This window comes from Rhizobium lusitanum (assembly GCF_014189535.1).
GTDB lineage: Bacteria > Pseudomonadota > Alphaproteobacteria > Rhizobiales > Rhizobiaceae > Rhizobium > Rhizobium lusitanum_C.
Genome location: NZ_CP050304.1, coordinates 228,229 through 249,991 on the forward strand (window position 1 = coordinate 228,229; position 21,763 = coordinate 249,991).

General features: G+C 60.5%; 21 protein-coding genes. 11 read left to right on the forward strand and 10 right to left on the reverse strand.

Annotated features, from left to right (window positions below; all coding sequences use genetic code 11):
- Positions 1-204 precede the first annotated feature (204 nt).
- The 6 genes from traC (at position 205) to HB780_RS01190 (ending at position 3,932) form a co-directional block, all read left to right on the forward strand.
- Positions 205-501, forward strand: coding sequence for a conjugal transfer protein TraC (gene traC / locus HB780_RS01165; RefSeq protein ID WP_183686427.1), 297 nt, complete (start codon positions 205-207; stop codon positions 499-501).
- A gap of 4 nt (positions 502-505) precedes the next feature.
- Positions 506-721 (forward strand): type IV conjugative transfer system coupling protein TraD, encoded by a 216-nt coding sequence (traD, locus tag HB780_RS01170; RefSeq protein WP_183685975.1) that lies wholly within the window; start codon positions 506-508, stop codon positions 719-721.
- Positions 708-2,642, forward strand: coding sequence for a Ti-type conjugative transfer system protein TraG (gene traG, locus HB780_RS01175; protein ID WP_183685976.1), 1,935 nt, complete (start codon positions 708-710; stop codon positions 2,640-2,642). Before traD ends, traG begins: the two co-directional genes overlap by 14 nt.
- Positions 2,643-2,780: 138 nt before the next feature.
- Positions 2,781-3,023 (forward strand): hypothetical protein, encoded by a 243-nt coding sequence (locus HB780_RS01180; protein WP_183685977.1) that lies wholly within the window; start codon positions 2,781-2,783, stop codon positions 3,021-3,023.
- 280 nt (positions 3,024-3,303) lie between these two features.
- A complete protein-coding gene (locus HB780_RS01185; protein WP_183685978.1) occupies positions 3,304-3,615 on the forward strand; it encodes a WGR domain-containing protein in 312 nt (103 codons plus the stop codon).
- A gap of 38 nt (positions 3,616-3,653) precedes the next feature.
- Positions 3,654-3,932: an HU family DNA-binding protein gene (locus HB780_RS01190; protein WP_037197799.1), complete on the forward strand. Its 279-nt coding sequence runs from the start codon at positions 3,654-3,656 to the stop codon at positions 3,930-3,932.
- Positions 3,933-3,977: 45 nt separating this feature from the next.
- On the opposite strand, the gene HB780_RS01195 is transcribed toward HB780_RS01190, so the two are convergent.
- From HB780_RS01195 to HB780_RS01205, 3 genes are all read right to left on the reverse strand, one after another.
- Positions 3,978-4,286, reverse strand: coding sequence for a DUF736 domain-containing protein (locus tag HB780_RS01195; protein ID WP_183685979.1), 309 nt, complete (start codon positions 4,284-4,286; stop codon positions 3,978-3,980).
- 356 nt (positions 4,287-4,642) lie between these two features.
- A complete protein-coding gene (locus tag HB780_RS01200) occupies positions 4,643-5,698 on the reverse strand; it encodes a Fic family protein (protein WP_183685980.1) in 1,056 nt (351 codons plus the stop codon).
- Between the two features lie 139 nt (positions 5,699-5,837).
- Complete coding sequence (locus HB780_RS01205) at positions 5,838-6,146, reverse strand: DUF736 domain-containing protein (protein ID WP_183685981.1); 309 nt, start codon at positions 6,144-6,146, stop codon at positions 5,838-5,840.
- 129 nt (positions 6,147-6,275) lie between these two features.
- Here HB780_RS01205 and HB780_RS01210 point away from each other — a divergent pair, with 129 nt between their 5' ends.
- Positions 6,276-6,524: a hypothetical protein gene (locus tag HB780_RS01210; protein ID WP_183685982.1), complete on the forward strand. Its 249-nt coding sequence runs from the start codon at positions 6,276-6,278 to the stop codon at positions 6,522-6,524.
- A gap of 405 nt (positions 6,525-6,929) precedes the next feature.
- Positions 6,930-7,373, forward strand: a complete 444-nt coding sequence (locus tag HB780_RS01215) for a VOC family protein (RefSeq protein ID WP_183685983.1) — start codon at positions 6,930-6,932, stop codon at positions 7,371-7,373.
- A gap of 58 nt (positions 7,374-7,431) precedes the next feature.
- Here the strand turns inward: HB780_RS01215 and HB780_RS01220 are convergent, their stop codons facing one another.
- From HB780_RS01220 to HB780_RS01250, 7 genes are all read right to left on the reverse strand, one after another.
- Complete coding sequence (locus HB780_RS01220; RefSeq protein WP_183685985.1) at positions 7,432-8,016, reverse strand: hypothetical protein; 585 nt, start codon at positions 8,014-8,016, stop codon at positions 7,432-7,434.
- Positions 8,017-8,718: 702 nt separating this feature from the next.
- Positions 8,719-9,522, reverse strand: coding sequence for a DUF7007 domain-containing protein (locus HB780_RS01225; protein WP_286202815.1), 804 nt, complete (start codon positions 9,520-9,522; stop codon positions 8,719-8,721).
- A complete protein-coding gene (locus HB780_RS01230; protein ID WP_183685989.1) occupies positions 9,452-11,164 on the reverse strand; it encodes a ParB/RepB/Spo0J family partition protein in 1,713 nt (570 codons plus the stop codon). Before HB780_RS01230 ends, HB780_RS01225 begins: the two co-directional genes overlap by 71 nt.
- A gap of 601 nt (positions 11,165-11,765) precedes the next feature.
- Complete coding sequence (locus tag HB780_RS01235) at positions 11,766-16,853, reverse strand: helicase-related protein (RefSeq protein ID WP_183685991.1); 5,088 nt, start codon at positions 16,851-16,853, stop codon at positions 11,766-11,768.
- Between the two features lie 111 nt (positions 16,854-16,964).
- The gene (locus HB780_RS01240; RefSeq protein ID WP_183685993.1) at positions 16,965-17,582 is read right to left on the reverse strand and encodes a DUF1419 domain-containing protein; all 618 of its coding nucleotides are present in this window, start codon (positions 17,580-17,582) and stop codon (positions 16,965-16,967) included.
- A 130-nt stretch (positions 17,583-17,712) separates the two neighbouring features.
- Positions 17,713-18,648, reverse strand: a complete 936-nt coding sequence (locus HB780_RS01245; RefSeq protein ID WP_183685995.1) for a DUF3991 and toprim domain-containing protein — start codon at positions 18,646-18,648, stop codon at positions 17,713-17,715.
- A 175-nt stretch (positions 18,649-18,823) separates the two neighbouring features.
- Positions 18,824-19,006: a hypothetical protein gene (locus tag HB780_RS01250; RefSeq protein ID WP_183685997.1), complete on the reverse strand. Its 183-nt coding sequence runs from the start codon at positions 19,004-19,006 to the stop codon at positions 18,824-18,826.
- A gap of 621 nt (positions 19,007-19,627) precedes the next feature.
- Between HB780_RS01250 and HB780_RS01255 the strand changes: the two genes are divergently transcribed.
- The 3 genes from HB780_RS01255 (at position 19,628) to HB780_RS01265 (ending at position 21,738) form a co-directional block, all read left to right on the forward strand.
- Positions 19,628-20,335 (forward strand): DUF6088 family protein, encoded by a 708-nt coding sequence (locus tag HB780_RS01255; RefSeq protein ID WP_183685999.1) that lies wholly within the window; start codon positions 19,628-19,630, stop codon positions 20,333-20,335.
- Positions 20,316-21,407: a nucleotidyl transferase AbiEii/AbiGii toxin family protein gene (locus tag HB780_RS01260; protein WP_183686001.1), complete on the forward strand. Its 1,092-nt coding sequence runs from the start codon at positions 20,316-20,318 to the stop codon at positions 21,405-21,407. The genes HB780_RS01255 and HB780_RS01260 overlap by 20 nt, the downstream gene beginning before the upstream one ends.
- Positions 21,408-21,534: 127 nt before the next feature.
- On the forward strand, positions 21,535-21,738 hold the full coding sequence (locus HB780_RS01265) for a cold-shock protein (RefSeq protein WP_065658963.1): 204 nt from the start codon (positions 21,535-21,537) through the stop codon (positions 21,736-21,738).
- Positions 21,739-21,763 lie beyond the last annotated feature (25 nt).

Sequence of the window (21,763 nt, forward strand, 5' to 3'; positions counted from 1 at the left end):
CGGCGGCCGTCTAAAGCCTCTGAGCACGCGTCGCATCAGCGACGTATAATTGCGCCCTTGGATCCGCTCCTTCGGAACGGCGGGATCATCCACGAAAGCATCGGCTTTGCCGACGTGCAAATCTGCACGTTCCCTAGGACGCGCGTTTGCGGGAATCTTGCAGCCATACACACGCCGCAAAGAGTTCAAGGGAAGACAACCGGAATGAAAAAACCCTCATCGAAAATCCGTGAAGAAATCGCCCGGCTGCAGGACCAGCTGAAGCAGGCCGAAACCCGGGAAGCCGAGCGGATTGGCCGGATCGCGCTAAGGGCAGGCATTGGCGACATCGACACTGACGAGGCCACACTTCAGGTGGCGTTCGAGGACATTGCCGGGCAGTTTCGAGGAGGCAAGAGACAGGCAACGGTCAAGAAAAATCCCGGAGACGCCAGGGCGACCAGCGAAACCTCGGCAGCGCTCGCATCTGGCGCGGCTGCGGGCAACGGTAGCGAGGCTTGAGCGGATGCGGCGGAGCTCATCGACCGACGTCCGCAGACAAGACACGCGCGAGAAAATCCAACTGGGCGGCCTGATCGTCAAGGCTGGCCTGCGCTACGAGAAGCGGGCGCTGCTGCTAGGCTTGCTGATAGACGCAGGTCTTCGCATCCAGGCGGACGATGCCGAGCGGGTGCGCCTGACCGCGATCGGCGCGGGGGCCTTTGGTCGTGACGGTGAATAGGCTTCTCCTCACCCTCTTGCCAGTGATCATCATGGTCGCAGTCACCGTCCTCATGTCGGGCGTTGAGCTTTGGCTGGCTGCGTTCGGCAAGACGGCGCAGGCAAAGCTGATGCTCGGGCGCATCGGGCTTGTCCTGCCCTATGTGACGGCGGCAGCGTTCGGCGTGATCTTCCTGTTTGCCGCCAATGGTGCGGCGAACATCAAGGCGGCGGGATGGGGCGTTGTCAGCGGATGCGCTGCGACGATCTTGATCGCGGTCCTTCGCGAGGCAATCCGCCTTGCCGGCATCGCCAGCCTCGTCCCATCAGACCAATCGGTCCTGACCTATGGGGATCCATCAACTATGTTCGGCGCGGCCACCGTATTCCTCGCCGGCATCTTTGCAACGCGCGTCGGGCTTCGCGGCAATGCCGCTTTTGCGGAAGCAACGCCCCGTCGCATCCGCGGCAAGCGTGCCGTCCATGGCGAGGCCGACTGGATGAGCATGGTTGAGTCCGCAAAGCTCTTTCCGGATGCGGGTGGCATCGTCATCGGCGAGCGCTACCGAGTCGACCGCGACAGTGTGTCGGGGATATCGTTTCGCGCCGATGCGAAGGACACATGGGGCGCGGGCGGCAAATCTCCGCTTCTGTGCTTCGATGGTTCGTTCGGCTCATCGCACGGCATCGTCTTTGCCGGCTCCGGCGGCTTCAAGACGACGTCGGTGACAATCCCGACTGCGCTCAAATGGGGCGGCGGGCTCGTCGTGCTCGATCCCTCGAGCGAGGTCGCGCCGATGGTCGTCGAGCACAGGCGAACGGCTGGCCGCAAGGTGATCGTGCTCGATCCCGCCAACCCTGCAATCGGATTTAACGCACTCGACTGGATCGGCCGCTTCGGGGCTACCCGGGAAGAGGACATCGTCGCCGTTGCGACATGGATCATGACCGACAATGCTCGGGCTAGCTCGGCACGCGACGACTTCTTCCGGGCTTCCGCCATGCAGCTTCTGACCGCGCTGATCGCCGACGTTTGCCTGTCCGGGCATACGGACGCAAAGGATCAGACGCTGCGCCGTGTCCGGGCGAACCTTTCCGAGCCGGAGCCAAAACTTCGCGAGCGGCTGACTCGGATCTACGAGCAGTCGGAATCCACCTTCGTACGCGAGAACGTCGCGGTCTTTGTCAATATGACGCCGGAGACGTTCAGCGGCGTTTACGCCAATGCGGTGAAGGAGACGCACTGGCTCTCCTACACGAATTATGCCGCCCTCGTCTCGGGCGACAGCTTCTCGACCGACGAACTGGCGACCGGCGTCACGGATATCTTCATTGCACTGGACCTCAAGGTGCTAGAAGCGCATCCGGGACTGGCGCGGGTGGTGATCGGCTCTTTCCTAAATGCGATCTACAATCGCAATGGCGAGGTAGCGGGGCGAACGCTGTTTCTGCTTGATGAGGTGGCACGTCTGGGCTACCTGCGCATCCTGGAAACGGCCCGTGACGCAGGACGCAAATATGGCATCAGCCTGGCGCTGATCTTCCAGTCGATCGGCCAGATGCGTGAGGCCTATGGTGGCCGTGACGCCAGCTCCAAATGGTTCGAGTCCGCATCCTGGATCTCGTTTGCTGCGATCAACGACCCGGAAACGGCTGAGTACATTTCGAAGCGCTGCGGTGACACGACGGTCGAGATCGACCAGACAAACCGCTCTTCCGGAATGAAAGGATCATCGCGCTCGCGGTCAAAGCAACTCACGCGCCGTCCGCTGATCCTGCCGCATGAGGTGATGCGCATGCGTGGCGATGAGCAGATCGTCTTTACGGCTGGCAATGCTCCGCTGCGCTGCGGTCGCGCTATCTGGTTCCGGCGCGAGGACATGAAGGCCTGTGTCGGGCAGAACAGATTTCACAAGGTCGGTAAGACGTCTGAAGCCGGTTGATCGAGCGGAGCGCAACGGGTCCGCCAGCGTAAGACGCTCTACGTGCCATATCACTCGAAATAAAGCCGTGGCAGTTTATCATTTCGGGAAAAAGTGCCAGCTCTTATCACATTGAAATATCGCGAGGAATCGACGCTCATGGAATTGCTTTTTACATTCGCCGGATTGGTTGCAATCGCCGTGGCGCTTTACATTTTACTGTCGCAGAGAGGAAAGGGGCTTTCCTTCAAGGTCCAGTGCTTGGTCTTCAGTGCGCTGGTGTTTTGCCTGACAGCATTGTGGTGCGTTGTGTACGGGCCGGAGCTGTGGATTCTGATACAGGCGGGCGTCATTATCGCCGTCTCAACGCTTGCCGGCCTTTTGGCCTCTCGCAAATCCTGATGTCCGCGATCTGCGATCCCGACGAGATCAAGTGAGAATTTGCCCCGCACCGGAGACCGTGCGGGACAGCAGCCAGCAGGGGCCAGGGGCATCTGCCCGGGATCGATGTTCGGTGGGCGGTATCTTCAACGGCGAAGGGCTGGTCGGGAAGTGGCAAGGATCGCGCCGGGGTTAGTGTGAATGATCCGAGCACGGACGGATCACTGTTGTGAATCGATGATGCCTATCCGATTCAAAACTCTCATTGGACGGCGGAATCCAAACGCGCGATTCTGTTTTCATGATCGTTCAGCCCTATCACCTCTATGTCGAGCGTATCGAGCCTGAGAAAAACATGGCACGGTTCTATGCGCTCGCGGTCCATCCGACACTGTTCGGAGAGGTGTCGCTGGTGCGAAGTTGGGGGCGGATCGGGACGCGTGGTCAGCAGAAGGTGCATGTCTTCGACGAAGAGAAGCATGCCATCGGTCTGTTCCTCGAACTTCTCCGCCAAAAGCGAAATAGAGGCTATAGGCCTAAACCACCTGTGGAAATCCAGGCTATCCGGCATTCCTCGCCGCACCGCGTCAATGACAAACCCATCGCAAGCTGACAGGAATTGCGTCTTCTTAGATGATGCGAGGGAATTCAATGACCACCACCAATGAAATTGCCGACAAGATCGCGGCCGACAACAGCCTGACGAAGGTCCAGGCCAAAGGCATCGTCGAGGCCGTGTTCAAGGCGATCGCTGATGCCGCCGGCTCCGACGCTGAAACCTCCATCCCGGGCTTCGGAAAATTCAAGGTAAAGGCTTCGCCGGAGCGCGAAGGTCGTAATCCTTCGACTGGCGCGACCGTGAAAATAGCGGCTTCGAAGAAGCTGACCTTTGCGCCTGCAAAGGCGCTCAAGGATGCACTGAACAAGTAATCCGCAAAGGGAGAGCCCCGCCTCTCGGCGGGGCCTTCGTTGCTATCAGTCCCGGATCGGTCGGGACCAGATGAGGGAGAGGCCTTCCTCGCCTTCGACCTCGATGAGCGTTGCGTAGATCGGGGCCGGGAAGCTCGGGTCGTCGAGCTTGACCGAGAGGTACTCGCGGCGTTCATTCGAGGTCTTCTTCCACGCTGCGCCGAACTCGACATTGCCTGCGAGGATGCGGAAGTCCGGACCCTTTTCGGAGGCGCGCTCGACTGCGCGGACGGTTGCCTTGACGTTGAGGTTGAGGGTCTTGATGGTGCCGTTGAAGCCGTTGCCGGAAGCGGTGAAAGAGCCGATGGTTGCCATTGTCGTATTCCTTTTCGGTTGTTCGGGCCGCGTCCATCGCGGCCTCGATGGCAGTCGATCAGACCGGAGACGATCGGCCTGCACCTGAAAGGCCGAAACGGAGTGGAGGACGGCCAAGGAGAGGCTTTCTTGGCTCGCGAGGAATGGGCGCATTGGCGCACAGGGGAAGAAAACGATCCGGCCGTTGCGGATGCCGATCGAGCCGAGCATCGCGAGGCGGTGTTCGGTCAGACATGCCCCATCGAGACCGCGGTGGAGCGCCGGAAACAGGGGACGAAAGGACATGGCAATGGCGGTCTTGCACGGTTGAACGACCGCTTCGATACCGATCCGCCGGCCGGCCCTTCACACTGGTATCAAGTCAGGCCGTACCAAGTTCCGCGACCTGCTCCGTGCAGGATCAGATGTCCCTCATCGGTCAACGCGCGCAGATGATCCTTGACGGTATTCCGGCTTGCGCCCGTGGCCTTGGCTGCGTCCATCACGGTCACTCTCCCACGCTCGCGCGCCAGCTCGAGAATGGAGACCGACAACTCTGGCAGATCGCCGAGGAGGACGCGCTCGCGGTCCATCTTCCGCTCAAGGCGCTGCTTTTGCCGCTGCAGGCTTCGCAGGAAGAACTCGACCCAAGGGTTCCAGTCCTGCCGATCCGTGCGGATCGTGCCTTGCGTGCGACGAAGCGCCAGGTAGTAGGCCTCCTTGTTCTGCTCGACGATGCTTTCGAGCGAGCTGTAGGGCACGTAGGCATAGCCGGCCCGAAGGAGCAGCAGCGTGGTCAATGCCCGCGACAGTCGGCCGTTGCCATCCTGGAAAGGATGGATTTCCAGAAAGACCACGACGAAGACGGCGACAATCAGCAGAGGGTGGAACGTCCCATCCTCCTCCTGAGCCCGCTGCCAGGTCACCAGTTCCGCCATTCGGCCCGGCGTATCGAACGGAGAGGCTGTCGCAAAGACGACGCCAAGACTCACACCGTTCTCGTCGAATGCCTCGACATTGTTGGCAAGAGTCTTCCAGTCCCCCCGGTGTCGTTCGTCCTTTGTCGAGTGAGCGAGCAGATCCCGGTGAAGCTGACGTATGTGATTTTCGTTGAGGGGGATCGCGTCGAAAGCGGAGAAGATCGTCTCCATCACCTCGGCATAGCCTGCGACTTCCTGTTCGTCGCGGCTGGAAAAAGAGCCGATCCGGAGGTTTACGAGCAGCCTCTCGACCTCGCGGTCACTCAGCTTTGCCCCCTCGATGCGGGTCGACGATCCAATGCTCTCGATTGTCGCGACCCGACGCAGGCTTGACAGGCGATCAGGCGCAATGCGGCCAAGGGCCCGCCATGCGCCTTTGAACTCGTCGATCTCCGCGATCAATGAAAGGATCTCGGGCGTAATACGCAATGTCGAGAGATCGAGAGCTGCCATCCGTTATCCCATCCGTTTCCATCCGAATGGTTATGACACGGCGGGATCCATTTTTCCATCCATTTTCATCCGATAGTGGATATGGATGAGTTAAAGGTAGGGAAGGAGGCCCCGCCTTTCGGCGGGGCCATCGTTGCTATCAGTCCCGGTTCGACCGGGACCAGATGAGGGAGAGGCCTTCCTCGCCTTCGACCTCGATGAGCGTTGCGTAGATCGGGGCCGGGAAGCTCGGGTCGTCGAGCTTGACCGAGAGGTACTCGCGGCGTTCATTCGAGGTCTTCTTCCACGCTGCGCCGAACTCGACATTGCCTGCGAGGATGCGGAAGTCCGGACCCTTTTCGGAGGCGCGCTCGACTGCGCGGACGGTTGCCTTGACGTTGAGGTTGAGGGTCTTGATGGTGCCGTTGAAGCCGTTGCCGGAAGCGGTGAAAGAGCCGATGGTTGCCATTGTCGTATTCCTTTTCGGTTGTTCGGGCCGCGTCCATCGCGGCCTCGATGGCAGTCGATCAGACCGGAGACGATCGGCCTGCACCTGAAAGGCCGAAACGGAGTGGAGGACGGCCAAGGAGAGGCTTTCTTGGCTCGCGAGGAATGGGCGCATTGGCGCACAGGGGAAGAAAACGATCCGGCCGTTGCGGATGCCGATCGAGCCGAGCATCGCGAGGCGGTGTTCGGTCAGACATGCCCCATCGAGACCGCGGTGGACGTGCCAGTTCGCAAATTGGAAGGAATAGGACAATGGCTTCATCTGGCGGCGACCGGTTGGGAACGCCCCGCCGGGTTTCCCGCGAACCTGCGATTGCGCATATGGCACATCATCGATTGACGCGATGATTCCGGGGAGAAGGAGCCTGTGTAGCCGTCAGGAGTGGGAACGTATGCCGGCAATGCCTGGCCGTTGCCGCAGACGGCCAGGGAATAGTCCGTTTCAATCGACCTGCCAAAACATCGCGCCCGACTGAAGGAAGCCCTGGGCCACTTGGCTCAAGGGGAAAAGAACTCGCGGTCCTTAATCATGCCCGGATACTTATAGTCACGGCCCCACGCGGGGTTTCACCGGGCAAGCGAGGTGGCTTTTTAGCTTGAGCGCCTTGCCGTCCTTCTTCATGTTTCTGATGTGGACAGCCGCGAACCGAGCCCGGAGGGCTGCCGGCATTGGGGTGCCTCAAACGTCCTTTGTTAGACGAGGCGGCACCTTGTAGATTGAAACAACACCTTGGAGATTGGAAACATGGCGCTCAAGCGGATGGACAACGTAGGAATCGTCGTCGAAGACCTCGGCGGAGCGATTGATTTCTTTCGCGAACTCGGCCTCGAGTTCGAAGGGCGAGCCACGATCGAAGGAGAATGGGCCGGACGTGTCACTGGACTGGGCGATCAGCATGTCGAGATTGCCATGCTGCGCACACCGGACGGCCACAGTCGGATCGAGCTCTCCCGCTTCCTCACGCCGCCTGTCGTCGCCGATCACCGGAACGCTCCGGTCAACGCGCTCGGCTACCTCCGCGTCATGTTCACCGTTGACGAAATCGACGAGACGCTTGAAAGGCTCCGGACGCGCGGCGCGGAGCTTGTAGGCGAAGTAGTTCAGTATAAGGACGCGTATCGACTTTGCTACATCCGTGGGCCTGAAGGGATTCTCATCGGACTCGCCCAAGAACTTAGCGGAGCGTAGTAAGTGCAGATCGCTTTAGTTGGGAATGAAGAGGCGGGGCCGAAGCCCCGCAATGATACTATTCGAAGGCCGCCAGCTGGGCCGTTGCCGCTTTCTGATCGAGGGAGCTCACGGGCTGTTCGACCGTGCGTTCGTAGGGCTTCCAGGTTTCGCCTGTGATGTCCTCGTAAGCCGAGACGGCACCTTCGGCTGCCATGCGAAGCACGTGGGCCTGCAGGCCCATGTCGGCTGCGAACTCGCGCTTGCGCTGGGCGCGACTGTCGAAGCCCACCGGGCCGTCAAGGTCCTCGTCGCGAAAATCGTTTGAGAGTTTCGTGGTGAGATCGCGTGCCTCGGTGACTGCGCGGCTGTAGAATTGTCCGGCGCCGTAGGCGGAGCCAATGAGCGATCCGACGATGCGTTGCATGTGGATCTGCATGGCCTTTTCGGCGAGGCCCTCTTTGAGCGCATCCGCGCTTTCGATCAACTGGCCGCGATGGAGATCGCGGATCCCGTCACTGTCGACGATGGCAAGGCCGAAGCTTTCGGAGATGCGCAGCGCTTGGGGACTGTCGGGGCAGGCGTGCCTGACCATTTCGAGGGTGGTAGCGCGCTGGGATTTTGCAGGACGGTTTTTCTGGGTGGAGCGGTTGAGCGGTGCCATGATCGGATCCTTTTAAAGCGATGTTTCAGCGAAGCCCGGGGTGCCGGTTGTTGTCCGGCTCAGCCCCTCGGGTGCGGTCAAAAGGACATGGGCGTCAGCGCCCCGGCCCAAGGTCAGGGCATTGCCAGCAGAAGCGGGGAAGGTTTGCGGATGGTGCTGCCCGCTTCAGCGGGCTGCGCCAGACGCGGGCCTGCCTTGCGACGAGGCGATGATCCTGCCGCAACGCGGCGCGAAAGCGGCCTTTGACCGGGACGTGCCCATGTCAGACCGCAGCAAAACCGAGGTGCTGTGACGGGCGGACAATCTGGTTTCGGCAGCATGATCCAGTCGCCGATCGGAATCCGATCCAGGTATCGCCGCCTCACCCACAGGGGATGCTGACAATTCCCACTCCCAGCCGCGCTCCAGTGAGGGGCGGTTGCTGCCGGTTACATGATCCGGCCTGACCGCGCTTCCACCAGAGCGTTACCGGACGCTCGACGGGGTGAAGCCTCCACCCACTATCCGGCTCTGTTGATCTGCATGGCATGATCGGTTGGTGGCCGCGCCATGCTTTGCTTTTCCACCGCGCCTGCATTTTTCGGGTCAGCTCGGCCCGCCGGGAGCGGCAATCCTGCTACCGTGCTCAGATCCCGTGATAAAACGCGATGGCATCGATCACCGGATTTCGCTGACCGTCGGTGTTGGTAGGCGATGCGGCTGTCATCGCCGCGCCGCCCAGGTCACGAAGCTGGATGGCCCATCATATGGCTCGTGCTTGAGCGGATCGATGACGAAGCCATGTTGGCCGATAACATAGTCCGACGATAGAACCAGAAACCGTCGTTCATCGGTTCCGCCACGCTTACCGCCTGGCGTCGCGATGCATTCGACGAAACCGGGCTTGTGATTGGAATTGAGTGCCGCGATGACAACCCAGTCGTTGCGATGTCGCTTCTCGAATTCTTGGGCGTCACGGGCACGGGACTGGCCCTCCAGAAGACTGGCGCCCACGACGCGCTCGTAGGCATCAGGGTAGTAGTCGCGAAGCGTCCGATCGGCCAACCGCCGCTCATAGGCGGTGAACAGCTGCGGGAATGCGTGGGCGACCCTCGCCCATTCACAATCCTCCTCGTAAAATCCGGTGTCATTACGATAGCGGGGATGAACGACGGCATTGGCATTCTCGTCGAGATGGAAACCGCCGTGGCCGGCGGTCGAATGCAGGACGACCCCGTCAGCATACTGCCACGAGATCTGCGCCACGCCCCAAGGGGTTGTCGCTCCAGCTCGTATCGCCGGCCGGGACAACGCCCGAAGTTCAGTCTCATGTGCCGTTTTCTCCGCGGCCATCTCATCAAGGATTTTTGCCATGACAAACTCCTTCTGATTGCTCGAAACAAAGACGCCGCCGGCATGAGCCAGCGGCGTCGGTTCAGTTCCCTGTTGTTTGGTGTTATTCGGCGGCCTCGCGGAAACCCGCGTCGGGTTCTGCGTCAGCGGCGGAATGGTCGACAAGGTCACCATCGGAATGCTCCTCCTCCAGTCGACCCGGCTGATCGGCATCCTCCAACTCGCTATCGGCGCTGGCGTAGCGTCCGACCCACGACCGCACGTCCTCGGCGGAGGGCGCAAGCAGCGCTGCCGGATGTACCAGTTTTCCCTCGGCAAAATGCTCGACCAGAGCCTCACGGGTATCCTTCAACTTGATCCGGCCGGGCACGCCTGCTGTTTCGGCTGCAGCCTCCAGCGCATTGCGCGACAGGCATGAGAGGAAGTCTTCCGTCGCCATGTTGGGCAGGAATTGATCAGCGCCGATGGCGTCGCCGGCGATGCGGGCGATAAAACCGCTATCGGAGCGATTGCGCCGAAGAGACAGGACTTCGATCAGAACGGAGCGCGCAGCCTGTATCAGCGTCTCGCGATCGAATGACAGTTTACCGTGCTCGTCGATCAGGCGGGCGGCGTGCGGGCCGCATTTGGCGTGACCGTAGGGATTGTCCGATGCGCCACAGGCGACCGTGACATTCGTGCCGGTGAAGGCGAGAATGAGCAGAGCCATCAGCGTGTCATCCTCCATCGGCGCACGTGCAAGGGCTTCGTGCAGAGCATCGGTGCGCAGGTCGCCGATCATGTCGAGACCCTTCTGGGTCACATCGGGCCGCACTTTCGGTGCCTCGCCCTCCTCGTCGAGGGTTTCGACACCATCGGCATCCTTGACCAGTTTCGGCTTCTTCACTTCAGGCATGCGATAGGCAACCGACTGCACCGAGCCGTCGCGCGCGTTGATGTACCAGCCGGTCAGGTCACCCTTGCCCGGCTTGCCGTAGACCTGTTGTGCCTTGGACGGTAGCTTTGCCTGGCCATATTCATTGGCCTCGATGATCGAGCCGCGCTTCGGCAGGTTGTTGGCCAACCACTCCTGTTGCGCCCCGAGAAACGCCTCGACATCCGTGGTGTAGCGGCTGTCCTCGTCAGCGGGTGCAAACAGGTCCTCAACCCAGATGATGCCATAAGCCTGCGCTAGCTCGTCACCGAAGCTTGCATGCTTGGCCAGCATCCGGGTCGTGGTCAGTGCGCGGGCAACCTCCCACCATGACACTTGCGGATCCTGCTTCTTCGGCTTGTACTTTTTCCAGACTTCGGCCTGCTCGTCCTGACCCGCGGCGGCGATCGTGCGCAGCTGCTGCTCGTTCGGCATATCGCCACGCGCCATCTGGTCGAGTATGGATGGCAGGATGTTGGCAAGCAGCCGCAGCTTGCGGATCTGCCGGCTCGGGAGCGCCAACGCCATGGCGATTGACTCTTCGGTCCATCCCAGAGCCACCAGACGCTCGATGGCTCGCCACTGGTCGACCGGGTTGAGCGGTTCACGGGCGATGTTTTCCGCAAAGGACTGCATGGCGCCCAGATCGTCGGAGGGATCGGCCAGCAAGAGCGGGATTTCCGGAAGGTCCGCGGCGACCGCCTGTGCGGCGCGGCGATGACCGAAGACGATGATGTAGCAGTTGCCGCCCTTTGGATCGAGTTTGACGACGGGCGGCTGTACGACGCCGATGGCCCTGATCGATGCGCACAACAGCGCGTCGGACTGAGGTGAGGATTTAGACTGGCGGGACCGGTCGGGATTGTCCTTCAGGCTGCGCGGATCGGCTGTAATCAACTGCATGGCTGTGACCTCTCGGGTTTCGGGCGGACAGGCTGTCCATCCCTTCTCGTCTTCTTCTCGAAGACCTCTCTCGATACCCGCGGGACTGACCCGGCGGCTGCAATTGCGGCGGAGCGGACCTGGCTTGCGGGAGAGCGAGGCACACCTGCCTTGCGAGGCAAGCTGACCCGGTCTTGGCGACCGGCGCGATTGAGGAAACCGTCAGCCGATGGGCCGTCCTGCGACTAGTTTTTCGCAATTTTTTAATGAGCCTTGATATAAACCCCTGTTCATTCCATTTTTTAATCCATTGTTTCTACTTATTTTTCTTCTAGTTTCGCCCCTCTAGTATTTATCTTTCCGACAAAAAGGGGATATAAAATCCGGCTCCTATGAACGTTCGGATCGCGCCGGCCGACCCCGATCAGGGAAAGAGAAATACGCGCTACGTGCCATACTGGGCCGTCTGAAAACGAAAGGGCGCTCGACCCTTTCGGGGAGCGCCCTTTCCGACCCGGACAGCTACGCGCGACTATCGCCATCGCGGGGAGCCATCTAAACGGGGATGACCGGTAGATGTTTATCCCGACCCCGTTTCAAGTGAGCGGAGAAGTTCTGCCATTCACGCCGCTTCCTGGCGATCTTTAGGCGGTTCATCGGCGGTCGCCGCTAGATCCCTTTCGATCTCGTCCAGTTGGCTCAGCTTGAGTTCGAGCTCGGCTTCCAAAGAGAAGCGTTCTCCCAGACGCGGCGTATATGAGACGAGGCGGCGTTTCGCGTCGACTAGCCGAATGCGATGGTTCTCTCGTTCCTGTTCAAAACCGCCGAGCGCATGCTCGAGCCGGGAGATGGCGCCGATCGGCGTCGTCGTCACGGCTAAGTCGATCTCGTGGTCGCCACCTGTTCGCTGTAGCAGCGTGTCATAGCGGTAGCCATCCTTGCCGAACCGTTCGCCATGGTATGCGAGATCGAAGCCCCCGATCGAGGCGATGATGATCTCCTTTTCCTGCTGCAATTGAACCAGCGTCAGGATCCCCTTCATCAGCGCCCGGCCGGCGAGCTTACGCTCATCGAACTCCGCGCTTCCGACCTGCATCAAGAATGCATCCCCTATGGTCGGGACCAGACGGTCTATGTCCTTGCCCACATCCTCGATCCGGCGCGTTGAGAACTCGATATCCCGTTCGGCGTCACGGATCTGGCGCCGGATCGCATGCTGATCGTCAATATGGGCGGCACGCAGGCGATCGAGACGGGCGATCTCGGCCTCGAGCCCCGCCTTCTGCATCAATCGCTCGTCGCCAGACGCGATTGCCTTGGCCATCGCGAACTGGTTTGCCTGCCCCTCGCCCATATCCTCCAGCCGTCGGACGCTGGTGTCGCCTGACAGGGCGGCTGCGATGAACCGGGCCTTGCGCTCATTGTTCTGCCACATGGTGGCATCGAGACTGCCGAGCGTCGCATAGGCAAACACATCCACTTCGTCATGCTGATTGCCCTGGCGAATGATACGGCCCTCGCGCTGCTCGATCTGCGATGGCAACCAAGGAACATCCAGATGATGAAGGGCTTTGAGCCGCGCCTGGACATTGACGCCGGTGCCCATGGTTTCGGACGAGCCGATCAGCACGCGGACCTTGCCGGCATTGAAGTCGTTGAACAGCCGTTGCTTGGCATCCGACTTCTTGTAATCCTGCATGAAAGCAATTTCAGAGGCCGGCACGTCGAGGCGGACCAGCTGGTCGCGGATCCAGCGATAGGCGGAAAAACCACGCGTCGTCTCGACCGAGATCGTTCCGAGATCGGAGAAGATCAGTTGACCAGCGCCCGGTCGGTCGAATGGTTTTCCATCCTTGCGGCGATATTCGGCCGCGCCCGTCTCGCTCCAGATCCGGAAGGCATTTTGGACAAGCGCGTTGAGCTTGTTGCTCTCCTCATTGTCGTTGGCAGGGTCGACCAACCGCAGATCGATCACGGCATGACGCCCGTCGGTGATCACCGAGAGCAGGATGTCGTCACCGGGCTTTGCCGCCCCCTCGCGCATCTCGATCGCCTTGATGCGGGCATCTAACTGCTTTTGGTAGGCCTTGAAGGCAGATGTCGGCTCGGCGGTGACGATCTGTCGCTTGCCGCCAGATATCTCAGGCACGTTCACATAGGTTCTCAGATCGACCGGCAGCACGACGTCGGCAAACGACCGGAACATGGCGATCAGTTCCGGGACATTGACGAATTGCGAGAACCGCGTGACCGGCTTGTATCTTCCCGATGGCTGTAGTTCGAGCTCGGTCGAGGTGTCGCCGAAGGTCGACGCCCAGGCGTCGAACTCGTGCAGACCGCGCTCAGACAGGGCCACTGGGCCCATCATGCGCTGCACGGAAAACATCTCGCCGAGTGTGTTGGTGATCGGCGTGCCCGAGGCCAGCACCAGTGCCCTGCCCGGGTTCTTCGTCTCGATGAAGCGAGATTTGACGAACAGGTCCCAGGCGCGCTGCGAGCCGTTCGGATCGACACCGCGCAGCGTCGACATATTGGTGGCAAAGGAAAGCTTGCGGAACTCCTGCGCCTCATCGACGATGATCTGGTCGATCCCAAGCTCGGAGATGGTGAGCAGATCGTCCTTTCGCGTTGCCAGCGCTTCGAGCCGTTCCTTGTGGCCCTCCTTCATGCGCTCAATACGCTTGCGCGACAGCCGGTCCTGACTATCGACCTTGACGAGCAACTCCTCGTAAAGCTCAAGCTCGTCCTCAATCATCTGTGCCTCGAAGGCCGAGGGCACGGAGATGAAACGGAAGGCCGAATGGGTGATGATGATCGCGTCCCAGTTGGCAGTCGCCGCCCGCCACAGGAAGCGGTGGCGCTTTTCCCTGACGAAGTTGGTCTCGTCGGCGACCAGGATGCGGGCATTGGGATAAAGCGCCAGAAACTCGCGCGCTGCCTGCGCCAGGCAATGGCCGGGCACTACGAGCATCGCCTTGTTGATCAACCCAAGCCGGCGCTGTTCCATGATCGCCGCCGCCATGGTGAGCGTCTTGCCGGCGCCGACGGCGTGGGCAAGATAGGTGGCGCCAGCCGAAATTACCCGCCAGATGCCGCGTTTCTGATGCCCATACAAAGAAAAGGCGCCAGAGGCGCCGGGAAGTTGGAGATGATCGCCATTGAAAGCTCGTGGCGCGATGTTGTTGAAGGTGTCGTTGTAGACCCGCGCCAGCCGGTCGGTGCGATCCGGATCCGACCAGATCCACGACTGGAAGGCGGTCTTGATCTTGGACAGTTTCTCCTTGGCGGCTTCCGTTTCCACGGTATTCAGGACCCGGCGCTCGGTTTCGCCATCACGGACCGTGTCGAAGATTTGCGGTACGGACGAGTTCAGGGCGTCGGACAGCAGCTGGCCGGCATGGCGGCGATGCGTGCCCCATTCCGTGGTGCCGGCCGCCGACCACTCCAGCTGTCGGGCATTGACCGTCCATGTCGCCAGTTCCGGCAGATGATGGATGGAGATCTCAGCCTCCATCGTCTGCTTGACGAAGGCGACGACATCGTCGGCGGGGACCCACGGCGCGCCAAGGCGGGCGGTGATGTCGGAGGGCCGAAGATCTGCTGGCTGGACACGCTCCAGAGCCGTCACGTTGCGGGCGAAGGCGGGATCCAGGTCCGCCGCCGCGCGTGCGGTCAGCAGCTTCGACCGGACTGGACCGGACAGATAGGCATCGGCCATCTGCCAAGATCCGTCCGACGGATCGCGGAAGATTACCTTCCCCAACTCCTCGATCACACCCTTCACGTCACGGTGCAGAAGCTCGGCGATATGATCGGGATCGACATGGCCGCGTTCGTTCAAAACCACGGCGAGCGCATCGAGGGCCGAAGTGATCACTGGTGCCGGCGGCGGTGCGATGACGCGCTCGGTAAAGACCGGACCCGGCTTGGCGGTGTTGGTCTCAAGATCGTAGTCCTCGATCGAGGCGACCAGCCAGCAATCCGGGTCGTCGAGAAAAGGCGCGAGGTTCGGTCGGCGATGGGTTTCCCTGACCTCACCTGTTTCCGGATCCTCCGATGTCGAGACGGTGGTAAAATTGATCGGGCCGAACTCGCGCACGAAGCTCGACCAGGCGATGCGAAGCGCGACCTGCGCCTGGGTCCAGGGCTGATCGCGCTCTTGGAAAGCTAGCACCAGACGCACCGCATCTCGGATCGGGATGAGCTTGCGGATAATCAGGGCGTGCTTGGCAAAGATGCCATCGGTGCTCTTGCTCTTCCTGACACCGACCGAAACAGCAACGCCGTCCACCACCTGCATCAGCGCCGTACCCTTGCCGATGAAAAAACTGCCCTCGCGCACTTGTCGGTCGTCGGGCCGCTCGGCAGAGGCTTCCGCAACCTCATCTTCAACTTCGAAATCGATCGGCGTGGCTTCGCCGTCGTAGATATCAGCGGGTAGCTGACTGATCGCCACGCTCAAAACCTCATCGAGGTCAGCACCGATCGGGAGGCAGGTATAGGTCTCGCCGAATGGACCGGACGTGATTGCATGGCGTCCCAGCACCGTGTCCGGGTGATCAACGAACCACCTGTTGATACGGACGCTACTGTCCTCGCCTTCGGCCTGAACATCCGCGAGATCGAGCCAGCTGTCGTTGCCAGCCTGCTGGTCGGCATGGCGCTTCCGGAAGAAGAGGATATCGACGATCACATCCGTGCCTGCGTCAGCGCGAAAGCTGCCTTCGGGCAACCGGATGGCACCAATGAGATCGGCCATGCCGGCGATGTGCTCGCGGGCACGGGCGTCGGCCTTGTCCATCGTGCCGGACGAGGTGACAAAGGCGGCAAGGCCGCCGGGCCTCAGCCGGTCAATGGACTTAACGATGAAATAGTCATGCAGCCGGAAGCCGAGAGAGCGGAAAGCCGGGTCGCTGCGCACTGTCCGATCCGAAAACGGCGGGTTGCCAATCGTCAGATCGAAATGCGCAGGCAACTCCGTCCGCGAGAAATCACTTGTGATGATCCTGGCCCGTGGTTGCAGCAACCGGACAATGCGGGCGGTGACCGGATCGAGCTCGACGCCAGTGACGTGGCTGGTGCGGGAGAGCACATCCGGCATCAAGGCGGGAAACATGCCGGTACCGATCCCCGGCTCCAGGATCCGTCCGCCCTTGAAGCCCAGACGGATCAAGCCTGCCCAGATGGCACGAACGATAAACTCCGGCGTGAAGTGGGCATATTGGGTGCAGCGCGCCAGAGACGCGTAATCGGCCGCCACGACGGCGCTTTCAAGATTGCCGCCGAGTTCTTCCCAGCCTTTGCGAAACCCTTCTTCCCCCGGACGCCGGAATATGCCGTTTGCCAGATCCGACGCGCCGAAACCGGTGAAGCGGATCAGCTTGGCCTGCTGGTCAGGTCGGGCCGCCAGACCATGACGCTCGATCTCGTTGGCAAGCAGGATGGCGGCGATATTGTCTCGCGCCCGGTCGCGCCAGGATTTGGCGAGACCGCGTGAGCCCTCTAGCCGGAAATCGACCTTCGCGCGCATCTGCGGTTTGGCCTCTGGGATCTTCAGAACAGGGACGGCCGGCGCCGGCGTCGAGGGCGGTGGGTCATCGTCGAGATCGCTCCCGAAGTCTGCTGCGAAACCTGAAACACCGAGATCGAAACCGGATGCGAGCGCTGTGTTGCCAAACAGGTCAATGGTGAAGGGATCGTCATGGGCCATGAGAGAACTCCTGTGAGAAGGCGCGCCGAGGCACGCTCGCTGCCTGGCGAGAGTGCCGCGAGCGGGCGTTGAGGGCGGGATGATGAGGATTGGGAGGTGAAGGCTGCGCCGTCAGGCAGCGATGGTCTCGTCCAAGTGGCGGAACTGCACTGGCAGTTTTGCGGCGATCTCCTGGGCGGTCAGATCATCAAGCAGCTTCCAGATCTTGCCTTGTGCTGAGGGATAGACGAGCACAATCTGGCGATTGCGCAGGTCGGCTGGAAAGCGGGCGTCTGCATAGCCACGAAAATCGGGACCGGTCGTGCTCCAGATATGATCGAGTTTTTCTTGGGCGTTCATGGCGCGGACCGGACGGGATTCCCGGGCGATGATCTCGGCGCGCATCCGGTCGGGCGACTGGCGATCGCTCAGATCGCAATAGCCGTGAAACCAGCGGGAGCGATCGTCGATCGTCAGCGCAAAAAATACGCTGGTGATGCTGGCGGTGAGAAATTCCCGCATGGCGAACATGTCGCCGCGATAGAAGAGCGGCGGTAGGATCTCGAGCATATGATCGTGTTCAGCTTCCGTGATTTCGAACCATTCGCCGACGTAGCGCGTGCCGTTCATTCGATCATCGTCGAACGGCGCTTGGGCGTGGCGATTGAACAGGGCGTACATTTCGGGGCGGCTAGCGACGCCTTCGAATACCTTGCGATGTGCTGGGCGGATAGCTGGGGAAACAAACATCTGCGGCTCCTTTTGAGGGTTGGGGCTGAAGCGAAGCCTGTTCGACCTCTCCTTCAGTCTTTCGATCACCCCTCCCCAGCCGGCGCCTCGCGGGCACCGGGTCAAGGGCCGCCGTCTGGCGGGCGAAGCTTCACCCTTGATGCGTTGTCCGCGTATGCGGCAGCTCGCCTCTCTCCCTCATCCGTTTCAATTCCTCATTCCAATCCTCGGATTGCGGCCTCAGCCGTGAGAAATCGCAACCGGCGCCATCCGCCATCTGCCGGATCCTGTCCGCGAACACCTCGCCCTGAACATTATTGTCCGTCGCGGCGACCATATGCGTCTCGCGTTGTGACGCCAGGAGCTCCAGCGCCTGGGCGGTCAGAGGCGACCAGCCGCCGCCGGTGCTGACATAGAGACTGTCAGTCCTCATCCCCTCGATCGCAGCAAGGCTAAGCGCATCGATTGCTGCCTCGGTCACGCAGATCCGGGGAGCGCTCTCGCCCCCGAACCGGAAGAGCGATTTTGCGCCGCCCGTCGAGAACCCGCGCCATTCCGGACCGCGCTCCTCCCAACCGATGACAGTGCCATCCTCGTCGACATGCCTTGCCCATATTGAGCCATAAGGTCCTTCGCGCAGGACGCCCTTTTCGATTGCAGCAGAAATGACCTGCCATGGAAGTGCTCTGCACCGCCGGAGATAAGTCCAGGTCGCCGACGCTCGCCACGGCTGTTTTCGATGTTCCCATCGCTCAGCGACCGAAGCGACCGCCTGCGCCTGACGTGCGGGTTTCTCCCAAGCCGGCGCGGCTGGCTGGAACGCGACCAGATCACCGACCGCCGCCAAGGCGTCCGGGAAACCGACACCTCGGAGATAGCTTACGAGGGCAAAGACGTCGCCCTTGGCGTCCGAGCGCGCGTCGAACCATCCTCGGTCCTCATGGATCACGATGACGATGTCGTAGTCGCGCCGAAATTTGACCGCACGACGGGTGCTTGCTTTCCGATCGATAGCGAAGCCCTCGTGTTCGAGCACGGCTGCGCAGCCCACCCGGGCGCGAAGCTCCTCGATGTCTTCCTTTTCCATATCGCTTCCTCTGTTTTCCTGACTATTCGGGCTCTCAGTGCTCAGGCCGCGAAGATCGAAGCGCGCAAGGGCGCGGTTCACAACGTGCAAAATTGCGAGGAAAGTCCGCGGCGAAGCCTCCCTTGCGCGCGCACCGGCGCAAGCGGCACGTCTTCCCCCGAACGGAGAAACCGGCTCAATGAGCCGGTCCGTACTGGAAAGGATCGTATTCGTGGATGATGGCGTCCTCGTCGCCGTCATACTCGGCGGAAGGCATGACGCCGATCTCTCCATCGATTTCGAAGAGGGTGACCGGGACCATCAAGGTCCGGGCGAGATCGAATGCGTGGTTCTGTGCGAGGCTGAGATCGTTCGTCATGTGAGGCTCCATCGGTTGGCGGGCCGATCCCCGCTCGATGGCGCCCGTTTGATCCGGACCCGGCCGCGGTCACCTCGGCGGCGCAGCCAGAGAGGTCGCAGCTTTGCTAGCGAACCCCTTGCGGGTTGACCGTCCAAGGACGGGACTGGATTAGGGATGCCAGACAAGAGAGCGGGGTCGGAAACGCCAATCGGTGGAGCGCCTATACGTTCGACCTGAATTGCCCGGCTGCTTGCTGATCAGGCGACCTGCTGGTCCCCATACAAAGAAGGTGTTGGACAGTTGCTGCTTGCGTGTTTCCGAAGGGGAACTGTGCGGCAGCGCGCGATGGTGGCAGACCAACGTAGTCATCGAACGCGTCAGGGATGAAAGCCCGAAGGGAGAAGACTCGCGCCCGAGGCTTCTGCGTAGCCAACAGCCCGGCCCGACAGGCGACGTCACCCCCGACGGCGGAGGCCTCGTTTTCTCCTGTGTTCAATGATTGGGATCAACACACCCGTTACGCCGAATTCTGCATGCCCTACTGACCAATATTTAGATATAAAAATTGGTCAGTAGAGCAAGACTAGTTGCTAGTGACCAAAGTTTGTATATAATCTTCGGTCAGAAGGTAGGACAACCATGCCGGATCCCACATCGGACACTCTTGAGCGCATTCACGATCGCATAGCTGCCGCGTCCCCCGGAGGCGTATGGTCGCGTGACGACTTCCTCGATATCGGAACACCCAATGCGGTCGAAAAGGCGCTGCAGAGGCTCACCACCCGCGGAGATATCCGGCGCCCATATCGAGGCTTCTACGACAAACCAGGCATCAGCCAGCTGACTGGGAAAATGGTATTCCCCCCCCGCGCCGCGTTCGTCGACGCGATTGCGCGGCGTGACAAGTTGCGGGTGCTGGTTGACGGCATGACAGCCGCTAACGACCTTGGTTTGACGACAGCTGTCCCCGCTCGTTCGACGATCTATGCGGATACCTACCCCCGCACGATAGAGATCGAAGCCAACTCCGGCGATCCGAACGCAACGAAGCCGGTAATCTACCGGCTTGATTTCAAGAGAATAGCGGCAAAGACGGCTTTTTGGGCCGGGCGACCTGCCATGCGGATCGTTCAGGCCCTAACATGGTTTCGAGATGAACGATCGAATTTCGAAACCATCGTCGACGGCGTGGTCCGTCATCTCGCGCAAAGCTCGCAAAAGCGATCAATCGTCGAGGATCTGCACGATAACATTCGCGCCCTTCCTGCCTGGATGTATCCCGTGGTGGAGAGAATAACGCGCGACATTCGCGTCACAGAGGAAGAAAATGCGCCAGGGCTTCATTAAAGTGCTTCGCAGTAGCGCCGATGAGCGCCGAGCCTTGTTCGAAACGGTGGCTTCCGACCTGCAGACGCGCGCTGAGAATATCGAAAAGGATCTCTACGTCTGCTGGGTCCTCGACTTCCTGTTCAATAGGCGCACCAACGATCCGATCGGCCTCTACTTCAAGGGTGGCACCAGCCTCAGCAAAGCCTATGGCCTGATTAATCGCTTCTCCGAGGATATCGATATCGGCATTTACAAAGCCGATCTCAAAGTACCGACTGAGCGTGAGATTGCGGCTCTGTCCTCGGTGACCAAGCAGCAAAAGGCGCTGGCGGAAGAGGTCGACGAGGCCGCGCGCCAGTATATGTCCGGGCCGCTCAAGGAAAGTCTTAGCCAAGAAATTGCTTCAGTCGAGGCCGAGATCGGCCAGGCCGGGCATTTCTCTCTCAGTTTCGGCTACGATATCTACCGGAAGAAAGAGGCCCTCGACGTTCTGGTGCTCCGATACAAAAGCGTTTTCGATACAAGTGGGGACTATGTCGAGGCAGCGGTGCGCATTGAAGGCGGAGCGCGCCCAGACCCATTGCCGGCAGAGGCGCGTGCCATTGTTGCCTATGTCGCCAAGGAAATGGGGGAAAGCGATTTCACGGTCCCAAACGTTACGACCGTCAAGCCGGACAGGACATTTTGGGAGAAGGTTCTCATCCTGCACGCGATGACGGAAACGACCGAAAAGCGCAGCGCTGAGGAAAATCCGGAACGAAGGGTTCCCGATCTCAATCGCTATTCACGCCACTATTACGACGTCCATCAGATTTGGACCCACCCAGACTACGGTTTGGCAACGGCTTCAATGCGTGAACTCGCAGAGGCGTGCCGACAGCATAAGGAACTGATGTTCCGATCTCCGGACCACCGATATGATCGCGCCGAGCCAGGCACATATCGCCTCGTGCCGACACCAGACATGCGCAAGAAACTTGCCGCTGACTACGATAGAATGTCGGCGATGATCTTCGCAACGCCGCCCGGCTTCGAAGCGGTGATGAAAAGTATTGAGGAGCTCGAGGCAGCGGTCAACACGACCAAATAGCCGATTCGAAGCCCCGCAAAGAAGTCTCGATGCAACTATTGTGGTGTTGGCGGTTGATGGTCAGGCAAACGAGCAGTAGAAAGTCTACCGCGGCTCAAATGGCTGCGGGAAATTAAAAGGAATTCTTATGCCCACCGGTACAGTTAAATTTTTCAATGATGACAAGGGATTTGGCTTCATCACGCCTGAGAATGGTGGAACGGATGTCTTCGTGCACGTGTCTGCCTTGCAGCAAGGTGGGTCGCTGAGAGAAGGTGACAAAGTCAGCTTCGAGGTCGGGCAGGATCGCAAGACCGGAAAGTCCAAGGCCGAGAACGTCAGCGTACTCTGATCCTTGACGAGTCGATTAGCCTGCC